The 13,029-nt window shown below is 33.7% G+C and carries 11 protein-coding genes; 1 reads left to right on the top strand and 10 read right to left on the bottom strand.

Features of this window, described 5'->3' with window-relative positions; translation table 11 throughout:
• Positions 1-99: 99 nt before the first annotated feature.
• From THEXY_RS04945 to THEXY_RS04910, 8 genes are all read right to left on the bottom strand, one after another.
• A complete protein-coding gene (locus THEXY_RS04945) occupies positions 100-1,269 on the bottom strand; it encodes a UxaA family hydrolase (protein ID WP_013787737.1) in 1,170 nt (389 codons plus the stop codon).
• On the bottom strand, positions 1,259-1,555 hold the full coding sequence (locus THEXY_RS04940; RefSeq protein WP_013787736.1) for a UxaA family hydrolase: 297 nt from the start codon (positions 1,553-1,555) through the stop codon (positions 1,259-1,261). Before THEXY_RS04940 ends, THEXY_RS04945 begins: the two co-directional genes overlap by 11 nt.
• Positions 1,556-1,587: 32 nt before the next feature.
• Positions 1,588-2,547: a phosphoglycerate dehydrogenase gene (locus THEXY_RS04935; RefSeq protein WP_013787735.1), complete on the bottom strand. Its 960-nt coding sequence runs from the start codon at positions 2,545-2,547 to the stop codon at positions 1,588-1,590.
• 260 nt (positions 2,548-2,807) lie between these two features.
• Positions 2,808-4,196 (bottom strand): PTS transporter subunit IIC, encoded by a 1,389-nt coding sequence (locus tag THEXY_RS04930; RefSeq protein WP_013787734.1) that lies wholly within the window; start codon positions 4,194-4,196, stop codon positions 2,808-2,810.
• Between the two features lie 2 nt (positions 4,197-4,198).
• On the bottom strand, positions 4,199-4,525 hold the full coding sequence (locus THEXY_RS04925; protein WP_013787733.1) for a PTS sugar transporter subunit IIB: 327 nt from the start codon (positions 4,523-4,525) through the stop codon (positions 4,199-4,201).
• 1,216 nt (positions 4,526-5,741) lie between these two features.
• Complete coding sequence (locus THEXY_RS04920) at positions 5,742-7,025, bottom strand: IS110 family RNA-guided transposase (RefSeq protein ID WP_013787732.1); 1,284 nt, start codon at positions 7,023-7,025, stop codon at positions 5,742-5,744.
• Between the two features lie 127 nt (positions 7,026-7,152).
• Positions 7,153-7,626: a PTS sugar transporter subunit IIA gene (locus THEXY_RS04915; RefSeq protein ID WP_013787731.1), complete on the bottom strand. Its 474-nt coding sequence runs from the start codon at positions 7,624-7,626 to the stop codon at positions 7,153-7,155.
• Between the two features lie 53 nt (positions 7,627-7,679).
• Positions 7,680-10,607 carry a sigma 54-interacting transcriptional regulator gene (locus tag THEXY_RS04910; RefSeq protein WP_013787730.1) on the bottom strand — a complete coding sequence of 976 codons (2,928 nt, stop codon included), beginning with the start codon at positions 10,605-10,607 and terminating at the stop codon, positions 7,680-7,682.
• A gap of 191 nt (positions 10,608-10,798) precedes the next feature.
• Here THEXY_RS04910 and THEXY_RS04905 point away from each other — a divergent pair, with 191 nt between their 5' ends.
• Positions 10,799-11,362: a Uma2 family endonuclease gene (locus THEXY_RS04905; protein ID WP_013787729.1), complete on the top strand. Its 564-nt coding sequence runs from the start codon at positions 10,799-10,801 to the stop codon at positions 11,360-11,362.
• Between the two features lie 63 nt (positions 11,363-11,425).
• Here THEXY_RS04905 and THEXY_RS04900 read toward each other — a convergent pair whose 3' ends face one another.
• On the bottom strand, positions 11,426-12,586 hold the full coding sequence (locus THEXY_RS04900) for a mannitol-1-phosphate 5-dehydrogenase (protein WP_013787728.1): 1,161 nt from the start codon (positions 12,584-12,586) through the stop codon (positions 11,426-11,428).
• Positions 12,586-13,026, bottom strand: a complete 441-nt coding sequence (locus tag THEXY_RS04895) for a PTS mannitol transporter subunit IIA (RefSeq protein ID WP_013787727.1) — start codon at positions 13,024-13,026, stop codon at positions 12,586-12,588. The genes THEXY_RS04900 and THEXY_RS04895 overlap by 1 nt, the downstream gene beginning before the upstream one ends.
• Positions 13,027-13,029 lie beyond the last annotated feature (3 nt).

The raw sequence follows: 13,029 nt of genomic DNA, 5'->3' as shown, positions 1-13,029 counted from the left end.
GAGCAATTACTTAATTATTGTCTTTAATTATCTTAAAAGTTTTTTAGTATATGAAAAAATTAGATTATTATAGGGTTTAAGTGTAAATATTTAACTAATTTATAGATAACACCAAATCTCTTGATTTCTATATATACATATATCTGAAAATCCATATATCTCTGCTTTTGTATATTTACCATTACATACATCTACTATCTCCTGCAAAATCATTTCTCCACATTGGCTAATGCTCTTTGTACCATTAATTATATCTGATACATCCAAATCTATATTATCCGACATGTTTTCATATGTTTGTTTATTACCTGTTATTTTAATTACAGGAGCAATAGGATTGCCAATAGGTGTACCTCTTCCAGTTGTAAATACACATATTTGTGCCCCTCCAGCTACCATCCCTGTTACTGATTCAATATCATAACCTGGTGTATCCATTATAATTAGCCCTTTGTTTTCAGGTATTTCACCATAGCGCACTACTTCATTAATACTACTGGTTCCACCCTTCCTAATTCCTCCTAAAGCTTTTTCCTCTAAAGTACTTAATCCACCTTTAATATTTCCAGTAGAAGGATTCGCTCCTCTAATATCAATTCCCAACCTAATAAACTCATTTTCTAAACTTTTAACTATTTTTAATATATCATTTTTTACCTTCTCATTTTTTGCTCTATTTATCAATATATGCTCGGCTCCAATAAGTTCGGTAGTTTCCCCTAAAAATACTGTACCGCCTTCTTTTACTAAAATATCACTACAATATCCTAAAGCGGGATTAGCCGAAATCCCAGACGTCGCATCAGAACCACCGCAATTAGTTGCTAAAACGATATTAGATATATCTGCTTCTTCTCTTTTTATACTTGACATATCCTCAACCATTTTTCTCGCTAATTTAATACCTTTTTCTATGGTATTTAATGTGCCACCCTCGTCTTGTATCGTTATAACTTCTGTTGGTTTACTACTTCTTTTCTTTATCTCTTCGTATAATTTATAAGGTTGAGTCGTCTCACATCCCAATCCCACAATTATAGTTCCATAAATATTCGGATTTAGAGATAATCCAATGAGTGTTCTACGCATAATTTCAACACTAATTCCAATTTGCCCGCAACCTTTTGGATTAGCTATATATATAGTACCATTTACCTGTTCAGAAATTAACCTGGCTGTTTCATTTGCACACCCTACAGTTGGTAAAATTAGAACTTTATTCCTTATTCCATATTTACCATCTGGCCTTTTGTATGCATTAATTTTCACTTGTTACCATCACACTTTCAATATTATTTATATGGACATGTTGACCGACTTTTATAAAATTTGTAGCCCTTCCTATGACTTCTCCATATTTATAAACTTTATCTCCATTCTGGATAGGCTTTATTGCAATTTTGTGGTATATTTCAATATCATCCAATGCTAATACTTTAGTAACAATTTCATTATTATAAATAATTACAACACTGTCATTCTTTTTAATTGGTAATAATGCTGTTGCAACATTATCCTTCTTATCTAAAATGATAGCTTTTTTTAATTCAGACATAAGAATTCTCCTTGTTTTTCTCTCGATTCAGCTTACTTTGATGTAACAATGTTAGGAGGGGTTTGTCCCTTTAAAACAGCTATTACATTATCAACAGCAGTATCACCCATACGCCTATTTGATTCAATGGTTGTTCCTCCAATGTGAGGTGTTAATATAACATTGGGTAAGTCGAAAAGTGGTAAATGCGCCGGTGGTTCAAAATCATATACATCTGTAGCATAACCTTTTAAAGTACCATCCACCAAAGACTTATAGAGAGCATCATAATCAATAAGTTGGCTTCTAGCAGTATTGACCAGAATAGCACCTTTCTTTATTATTTTAAGTCTATCTGCATTAAGAATATTTAAAGTATTGTTTGTTAACGGCAAATGTAAAGTTACAAAATCTGACTTTGATAAAAGTTCTTCTAATGCAACATACTTTACTCCAATTTCTAATGCTGATGGGTTTTCTTTAATATCATATCCTAAAATATTCATATCAAATCCTTTAGCTCTTTTTGCAGCTGCAGTACCTATAGCTCCAAGTCCAACAATTCCAATAATCTTTTTATATAAACTTATACCGGTCGGTTTTATCCATCTACCTGCTTTAGTATCATAATTTGCTTGATAAAGGCCGCGTGCTAACATAATTAAAAGCCCAAAAGCCAAATCAGCTACTTCTTGATTATTTGAAGCAGGAGCATTTGTAACAATTATACCCAACCTATTTGCTGTTTTAATATCTATTCCATCTACTCCTACCCCATGTTTTGCAATAACTTTAAGGTTCTTACAATTTTCTATTACATTGCTAGTAACCTTATCATTACCAACAATCAGTGCATCTGCATCAGAAGCATATTCTATCATTTCCTCATTTGTAAGTGGCCTCCCAAATGGATTAAGAATAACTTCGCATCCAAATTCCTCAAGACGTTTTAAGGGTTCTTTATTAATTTTCCCAAATGTAACCGCTGTAGCAACAACTTTCCATTTTTTCAATTTCAAACAACTCCTTTCCCGTATAATTCGCTAGTCTCCATTATTAAATTCAATAGGAAGCCACCTACGAAACAGGTGGCTTCGTTATATAAGAATATATTACAAGCATCACCAGTTTCTTGCTTTATTATCCCTTATATATTTTCCCATTTTCTTCTATAAAACTTGCTATATCTCATAATATTCTTTTTTCTTACGCGCTTAGCGCATGGTTTTTAAAGCATTAAAAGATAAATCACCAAACAAATTATAGTATTCGTTTAATTATTTTTGCTTAATTGTTTGGAATTATCATCAGTATAGCCAAATGCTTTATGCCATGCTTGAGGATTCCTTTTGAAGAAAAACAGCATTATAAAAATACCTGCAAACGCGATTATAAGTCCTATAGGTGATTTACCTAATAAATAGAACAAACCATGTACAGGCCTCATATCTGCGCCAACAACTGCTGAGCCTGTATTAGGTAATGCAATTCCTATCGTCTTTACTGTCTTTGCAAAAAGTGGTGCAACTGCACTGGAAGTATATAATGTTATAGTTACACCAATAACATCAGTAATATAAGAAGCAATAATATTCCCCCCCATAATTGCCGTCGCAGCTGAAGCCAGGAAGAAAGGTGTAACTCCTAAGTCTGCTAGCATGATAAACCTATTGCCGGGTAAGAAAAATATAAGCGGAACAGTGGTTAGCATAGTTAAAAGGCCTGTTGTAAGTACATCCGGATGTCCTATGGTAAGAGCTGAATCCATTCCAAAATTTAATTGTCTATTAACACCTCTCTTAGAAAGTATTTCTCTTACCTTGTCACTGAGAGTTGCAAATCCTTCCAAAAGAGCTGCAGTTGCTTTAGGATACAAGTATATAAAAGCACCTGTACCTATACCCAACGATAATATTTCAGCCCAAGTGTCCATACTGCCTAATTTATTCTTCCAAGCAATAATACCTATAACAAAAGAAATTATAAATCCTATAACAACGGCGTCTCCTAAAATTCCAAATCTCTTTCTTATAGTCTTTGAACTAACTTGTATCTTGGTTAATCCGATTTTGTCAAAGAACCATTTTAAAGGAACTGCTATCAATGTTATACCTTGACCGCTCGCATGTGGAAAAGCAAGTCCTGGTAAATTAAAGAATTTTTGCATTGTGGGTGCTGTTATATCTGCAATTATAAGGAGGAACATTTCAACTGCTATTGTGGTCAAAATCCCGTATAATAAACTATTCGTAGCATAATAAGCCAGGCTACCTATAAAAGCCCAATGCCAGAAATTCCATAAATCTAAATCTAAAGTATCCGTCCAGTGTAATAAAAGCATTATAATATTAATGAGTATGCCTATCGGAATAACTAATGCGCCAATCGTCGTCGAATAGCCTACTGCCGCTAAAAGAGCCCAACCAGTATCAACATATGGTAAATGAACCCCGGTGGAATTAATCATGTCAGAAACTGCTTTCCCAATTAATCCCATAAAATAGGGATTAAGAATTGATACCAGACCATTGAGACCTATTCCTATATAAAGCGCAGATCTTAAGGCTTTTGTAGGCTTTACACGAAGAATCAATTCAAAAATCAGTATTATAATGGGAAGTAGAACAGCAGCTCCAAAGGTTTTCATAATCGTAGTAAACATTTTTATTTACCTCCTTTATATTTATTGTCAACAATATTTTGAATTTGATTAAAAATTTGATCTTTTCCAATTCCAGTTAGTAACGGAACTCCACTAATAACAGGAATATCTACATCTAAATCTGTTCCAGCAGTGGAAATTATAAAATCAAAATTTCCATTTTTAACCATTCTCTCAGCATCTATTACTCTTCCTTGTATAAATTCTGCATGTATACCTTCCTCTTCTAACGCTTCTCTTAATGATACCAACACAATTGTAGAAGTAGCAACACCATCTGCGCATACAACAAGCGCACGGACATTTTTGTTATCTTTTCCTGTCTCCATATTTAAACCTCCTTAGATATGATTTGCGATCACTCAAAAACACCAATTTTTAACAATATCAACAAAGAACCTAGATATTTGAGCATTGCTTCACTAAATTATGCCAAGATTATGTAAACCAAGTATCTCTTGACATTTAACTTTACATCACATAACTGCTATCAATGTTTGGAAAGATAGGTTATTAAGATAGAACGCAGTGAATTAATTTTATATCTGGCTGTATATCAACCAAACATATAGCCCATCTCGCGATGTATTGTTCGATTGCTACATTTTGTATTGTAGTACACGTATCTAACTCTTTTTTTGGAAGGTTATTTCTATTAAACTATCTAATGTGGTTAAGTTTCAGGTCCGCTCTATCCACACCTGAAACCATTTTTACGGTTATTTACCACTGGAATTACTTAAGTTCTTGCTCACTTTCTGTACTATAAATACCGTCAATGTTATTGACCGAAGACTTTTTGCCAAGATTGGCAATATTAAGCAGTTGAAAAATTACGTGTTATGACTAAAATTATTAACCTAGTGTGTAATAAATATCAATCTACCAACTTTAATGCTGTGACATGCCTTTGTATAAACATGGTAATCAAATTTTTTATTTACAAAACTTATTAATTTCTACTTGATATTGCCACGTTTGTCTTAATAATACTGAGCTTAAATTTATAAAGTTTACTATTTTACCTCCCTCTATAATCTTTGATTTTCTTTTAATATCTCACTCATTCTCAGATTCTCACAATCTTCAAAGAAGCCCTCATGTATATCAATGCTATTTATTCATGAATTTTACATGTGGTAGGTAACCTAAATAAGCTTCTATTGTTTTTCCATATTTTGGCCTATGGTTTCCACTTAAGCTCATGTGGCATACCCTCCCATGTCTCACAGGATCTTTGTCCTTAATTCCTTCGTTCTGCCTTACATGAGGTGGATGTCAGTTATGCTCCATTGCTGGGTCTTATGCCCTTATGGTGAAATTACCAACCTGACAATTCCGGCTCTCTTTGTCAATCTTCGAATTTTTAAATTGAGTTTTTAACTTTATTTGTCTTATTTTTGGCACCGCTTAATTATTCAAACCATCGCAGGAGCGAGGCTGTCAAGGGTTAGCTTTGTGAAGTGAAACGCAGCAAAGCTGAGACGTGGTCCTTGCCCTTGACTGACGAGTGACTGCGGTGTATCATCACCACGGCGGTGCAATTTATGCAGCATTCCTAATCTCTGGTCTTTTTATGTCTCTTAACATCTTATTTCCGTCGTATTTTACTCCTTTTTTCAGTATGGCAAAAAATACTCTGATTAACTTGCAGCATAAAACTATTATGGACTGTTTCTTTTTTAGCGGGTTTTCTTTTCTTGTGGTGTAGTATTTGTGTAATTCCTGAAATTCTTTGTTGTTTGCAAGTATGGGCATCATCATTTTGTATAAAGCACTTCTTAGTCTCCTTCTTCCTCTTTTGCTTATGGTGGTTTGCCCTTTATGCTGCCCTGAACTATTCTCAACCAGATTGTAACCCGCAAACTTCTGGATTTGCTTTGGATGCTCATATCTTGTTATATCGCCAACTTCAGCAATAAATGTTGCTGCTGTTATTACTCCTACACCTCTTATACCTAGCATTTCACTAGAATCAGGTACTTGCATAAAAAGCTCTTCTATTTTGCTTTCTATTTCTTTAATCTGCTTTACTATCATTTCGTACTGTTCAAGTATAATTTTTATCTCTATCTCTGCCATTTCAATGCCATCTCTTTTACCAACACTTTGACTCGCAGCTTCTATAAGCTTTAAAGCCCTCTTTATACCTACAGCACGATTAACTTCTTTCTTCCAAGCTGCAAGTATTTCCTCAGCTCTAATACCTATTATCTTTGCAGGCGTTGGAAATTCTTTTAATGTTATCAGTGCCGCTTTCCCTTCCCAATCTGCAAAAACTTTATTAAACTCAGGGAAATATATATCAAGCCATCTTGCAACCCGGTTTTTTATCTTGTTTAAGTCCTTTGTAAGCATTTCTCTTATGTCTACTGCAATTCTAAGCTCGCTGTATATACCATCAGGTATATTAGGTTCAACATATCTTCCATCTTTAACTAGCATTGCAATTGTCTTAGGGTCTTTCCTGTCATTTTTAGTTGGCGAGTTGTCATCAAATTCTTTACTTCTTTTTACGTGGAATGGATTTACCAATACCACCTTATGGTTCTTATCTCTAAGAAACTGTGCAAAGCAAAGCCAATAATGTCCCGTTGGTTCCATACCAACCATCAAATGCTCTTTGTTGCTTTTATTCATAATTTCTACAGCCCATTTAAAGAATTTTTCCATTCCATCAATGTCATTGCTAAATTCAATACGCTTACCGTATTCTATTCCTCTAAAATCAAAAGCTCTAGCGTGGTGTGTCTCTTTAGCAATGTCTACACCTACAATTAATGTCTTTTCTGTTATTTGCAATATCTTTAAATTTTGGTTATACTTCATATTAGGTACCTCCTTGTTATTTTGAGAGTCGTGTTCATGAACAATCGACATCTTGTATTTTATCAGGAGGTACTTTTTATTTCAAATCTTATATTTTTTTATTACAGGAATGCTCATTTATTAAAATTTAATTTAATATAAATGAAGCATTTTTTACTATATCAATAATTTCACCACCACCCTTCGCATTAATTATTTTTTCAAGCACTGAATCATTCTGTATCAGTTGTACCATTTGCTGAAGCATCTCAACCTGACTGTGTGCTTCATTTAAAGCCATCATAAACACAATACTAACCTTTACATCTTCCACCGGATTTGCCATATTTTTAAATGTTACTGGGTTTAATAATGTTGCAACTGCAATAGCCGGTTTATTAACATGTTCTGGATCTGTATGCGGTATCGCAACATTATATTTATTTAATTGCAAACCTGTTGGAAAACTTTTTTCACGTTTAATAATTGCATCTAAAAAGCTCTCTTTTACAAAACCGTTATCATATAGTTTTTTAAATAATACTTTAAATATTTCTTCTTTACTTTCAACATCTAAATTTGTTACATTTAATTCATTTTGAAAAAACTCCGTTATTTTCATCAGTTCTACCTCCTCATAGTTTACACCCATATATAATGCAAATACCGTGCCAATTAATTGGACGGTATTGTATATTTCAAAATTATATCTTTTATTTGAGCTGAGTCTTTAGCTGTTTTCAATTCATTCACAATTTTTTCGTCTGTCATTACTTTATATAAATCAAGCATATAGTCTTTTGAATCTTCTTTTAATGCTATCATAAAAATTAAATCTGTTTCTAAATCTCCTTCCCAACAAATAGTTTTTTTTAACTTTGCAATGGCTATAGCAGGTTTTGTGACATATTTTGTGTCGCCGTGTGGTATTGCTATACCGCCCTTCATCCAGGTCGCTCCCATTGATTCTCTTTTGTATACACTTAACATAAATCTATCGTCAACATATCCTTTATCTTCAAGCAGCTCTACCATCTCATCGATTACATCACTTTTCACAGTTGCATCAAAGTTATACAAAATCAAATCCTCCTTAATAATGTCTTTTAACCTGCTATTTAATTTAATGTCCATACCCGTCATTTTCTTAAGCCTCTCTAATCCTATACCATTCATTATTTCTTCAACCGGTATAAATGGTATATCATCGATTTTGGGATCTATCGTTCCTACAAAAGCAACCACATTGTTTTTACTTCTAATCTTACTAATTTCCTCATCAATTTCACGTTTACTAAAAATTCCAACGGGAATAATCTTTATAATTTTTTCTACACCTGGTATTTCATCTTCAATGTATTTTTTTATTTTAAGGGCTGTTCCTTCACCGGTTATACATATTGTAACAATTGCTTTCGGTAGCTTATTTGAGTCTTTTACACCCTCTACATGGCCAACATATGTTTTATTTTCGTCAAGTGCGTCGGCTATTTCATCAATAGTCGCATCCGGAATAATAGCTCTTCTTACAGCTTCTAATACCATAACTGTATCTACTCTACCTATAACTCTCGTTTGAATCCCCGTTCTTTTTGTGATTATTTCACCAAATGTTATTAATGAACCCATATCCACAAGTATTAAACACCCTTTGCCTTCATCCACTTTTTTGACCACTTCAATTGTCCGCTCAAGGGCATTTTCCGGACTTTCATCAAGAGACATTTCAATTCCTACAGCTATATTAACACCAAGAAGTTTATTTGCAACATCAACCATGCCACCTGCCACATGTCCATGTGTCAATACAATAACACCCACTCTTCCTTTCTCTTTATCTACATTGGTTGAAAATGTTCTTAAATACATTGCAATAAATCCAATTTCATCTTCAGTCAGTTCTATACCAAGATCTTTATTAATTCTATCTACCATTTTTCTTGCAACTATAAATTCATTGGTGTATTCTCTTTTAACGTTTTCAAGTTGTGGGTTAATTATTGTCTTTCCGCTTTTTAGTCTTTCATAAGCGGCACCTAAGTGTATAGCAAGTGAATAAAAAAGATTGTCCTGAACGTTTTTATAATTTTGTTTTGCAATCTTTACCGCATTTTCGACAGCGTATAAGATTTTTTCACCAACTATTTCCTTTAATTCTCTTTTTGAAACAACAACATTCGATTTTATGTTGTTTGCAAATCGTTTTAGCTCCATTTCTACCTGGCGTCCAACTATCTTATATATATCGTCATTCGCCAATCCTTGGTTTTTTAATTCATTAAACCTTTCCTCGATAAATTGATATATTTCATCAGGCAATATATATCTATCTTCTTTTGGTAGCATTTTATTTCTTTCATCTGAATTTATTATCATGTCATTGTTAAGATATTTCTCTATTTCGGGTTCTCTTTTATTAACTTTAAGCAATCCCATTCTAACATGATTTGGCAAGTCAGATAAATTTAGCACAATCTCGTCGCTTTTGCTGTCAAGTGAATTTAAAAATCCTCTCGCACATGCAACCTGTATATCGCTTCTCAACTGTCCAATATTACCCGGGCAATCATACAGCATAAGTGCTCGTATAACATCCTTTTTTACTATTATAGGCCTGTTAACTCTAAAAGCTTCTTTTGAAAAAAAGTGGCGAACTATTTCATACCTCTCATAAAAAGGCCTGTCTTTAAGCGGTGGCAGTTCTATTACCATTGGAATTCGTCTTCTAAACGTGAGTAATAGCGATGATTCTGGATTTTCTGTCGTTGCTGCAATAAGCATTATATTAGCTTGACGCTCGCTGTCGGTCTCTCCAAGTCTTCTAAATTTTCCTTTGTCAAGTAAAAAAAACAAGATCTCTTGACCTTCACTGGGAAGTCTGTGAACCTCGTCAAGAAACAGTATTCCACCGTCGGCCTTTTCCACGAGACCAGCTTTTGACGACTCTGCACCTGTGTACGCTCCTTTTACATATCCAAAAAGCTGTGACATTAAAAGTTGTGGGTTATCTGCATAGTCTGCACAGTTAAAGACAACAAAAGGGCTACCATCCTTTAACATGCCTGATTCTATCGCAAATTCGTACATGGCTTCTGCCAGTTGGCTTTTTCCAACACCAGATGGGCCCAGTATTAATGTGTGAAGACCATGTGGCGGATATAGAATGGCGGCTTTGGCTTGGCTTATCTGCGTCTTTAAACTTCCATCGTGTCCTATTATCTCTTTAAAAGACATAAAATCACTTTCTCGACCTATCCCATCATCTTTACCATCATCATTGTATTTTACATTATCAGCCACTATAAGTTCTGAACTTAATATTTCTTTCTTTACCTGTGACGCCGCAAATCTTGATATGTCATAGCCTAAATCGTTTAATCTCTTTGTAAACTTCCTATCAGAGATCTCTTTATCTTCGCTTAGAATCTTTTTTGCATCTTCATAAAGGTATGGCTTTCTCCGCTCTCTAGAATCTGGTATTCCATTTTCAAGCCTATATTGTGTCACTTCTTCTCTATTTATCTTTAACATAGAAGCTATTTTTTCATCTGTCAGAGGATTTTTCTTGTCTTCATTCTTTATTATCTTTACGATTTCATCCACATTATCATCCTCCCACAACAAAATAATGCAAAAAATATGCCATAATGGATGGCATAAAATGTACGTGTTATATTATATCATATATTGCATATATAATATACGCATGATAAAATCAAGTTAATGAGGGAAAATTTTGATTAATCCATAAATAGTTTCTATCTTGATAAAGATATAATAAAGAGGTGTCAATTATGGGATTACCTAATAAAAAAGAAGTATACACTTATGATGATTACTTAAATTGGACAGATGATCAAAGAATTGAGTTAATAGATGGACAGATTTATTTGATGGCTCCTCCATCACGAATACATCAAGAAATTTCAGGTGCAATATATATACAATTTGCCAATTATTTAAAAGACAAGAAGTGCGATGTTTATTATGCACCTTTTGGAGTAAAATTTACTGAAAAAAACGAAAAAGATATTAAAACTGTTGTAGAACCTGATATCGTAGTAGTATGTGATAAATCGAAGCTTGATAATGAAGGATGCAAAGGTGCTCCTGATTTGATTGTTGAGATAACATCTCCTTCAACTGTTAGAAGAGATAGGGTAGAAAAGTTTAATTTGTATGAGAAATATGGAGTAAAAGAATACTGGATAATAGAACCCGATCTTAAAATAGTTAATGTATTTGTATTGCAGGAAAATAATAGATATGGCAGGCCTGAAATTTATACTGAAGAAGATAAGATTAGAGTTTCTATCTTTGATGATCTCTCTATAGATTTGAAAGATGTTTTTAGTTGATATTACAATAAAAGCCATGGTTTTAAACCATATAATTAAGGTTTAAGACCATGGCTAAAAAGTTTATTTTATCTTTCCAGATTTAAGTTCTTTGTACTTTTTTACTATCTTATCTATAAGGATTGTTTCATCAAGCCCTGTCACTTTCTTCACTGTTTCCTCAAGTCCTAAAGTGCTTATGCTTTCTTGTATTTCCATAGCTTTTGGATCGTCTTTGTAGTCAAATGCAAATCCTGCAGCTATGCCATAAAGTATGTTTTCAGGCATCAAACCTGTCTCAAAGCTTAACTTGGCAGGCGATACAAGCCTATCACCATTTGAAAGCTTTCTCACTGGGTCTCTGCCTACTCTTACAACCTCATCTTTCAAATGAGGATTTTTAAATCTCTCTATGACTTTATCTGAGTATTCTTTTAGCTTATCTATGCCTATCTTGTGCTTATTGTTAAGCCCGAAAGAAGCTTCTAACTGAAGGTTTTTCACTATTTTATCTATGGTTTCGTCCAATATTGCTTCGTGAATGTACTTATACCCTTTTAAGTAACCAAGATATGCTGTCGTGGCATGTGAACCGTTTAGAAGAAAAAGCTTCCTTTCTATATAAGGTTCTAAGTCATCAACAAGTTCACAGCCTTTTATATCAAAGTCGCCTTTTACAGCATCTTTCTCAATGTCCCACTCAAAAAATTCCTCGACTGCCACGTCTATAGGAGTTTCTTTCTCTATGTCTACATTTGGCACTATTCTATCTACAGCAGTATTTGGAAAACCGATTTTTTCATCTAAATATGCTTTTAAAGTTTCACTGGAATTTTTGTAAATGCTATCTCTTAAAATATTTGTCGCAAACAAGGCATTTTCACAGGCCATTATGTCTAGTGGCAAATCATTTTTCTCAAATCTTCTTTCTAGATAATACGCCAATTTTTCACCAATGCCGTAAAGATTGTTGACACCTACAGATGTTGTTATTACGTCTGCATCTTCAATGGCTTTTAAAAGATTTTTTTCATCGTCTATGTGAATTGCTTTGACGCCATCTACAACTTCTTTCTTAATGTCATTCCCTAATATGAAGATATTGTAGCTTTTAAATTTGTTGATGTTGTCCACCAATTCTTTAAATACATCCACAAAGTATATGTCATAGCCTGATTTATATAGTAAACTGCCTATAAATCCTCTGCCTATATTGCCTGCTCCAAAGTGTACAGCTTTCTTCATTATTCTCCACCTTCTTTAAGTATTTGGATTATTTCCTGTGGCGATTTTGCATCTCTCAATCTTTTTACATTTTCTTCATACTGGCATGTTAAGGCGATGCTTGACAGTATCTCTAAGTGCTCATCGTCTTTGCCTGCAATGCCTATAACCACGTATGCAATATTGCCATCGCCAAAATCCACTCCATCTGGATACTGTATCACAACTATTCCCGATTTCTTTATATATTTCACATATTCGGATACACCGTGTGGAATTGCTATGCCATTGCCAATGTATGTGGTGACGTCATTTTCTCTCTCTATCATGCCTTCAATATATTCTTTTTCAACATATCCTCTATCAACTAATAGTCTTCCAGCTCTTTTGATAGAATCAAATTTAGACTCTGAAGCTTCATTCAATACGATGTTATTTTCATTTAAGATTTCACTATTCATTGT

The sequence above is a fragment of the Thermoanaerobacterium xylanolyticum LX-11 genome (assembly GCF_000189775.2).
Classification (GTDB): Bacteria; Bacillota; Thermoanaerobacteria; order Thermoanaerobacterales; family Thermoanaerobacteraceae; genus Thermoanaerobacterium; species Thermoanaerobacterium thermosulfurigenes.
Note: the sequence above shows the minus strand (reverse complement) of the source record. Positions and strands in the feature narration are given on the sequence as shown.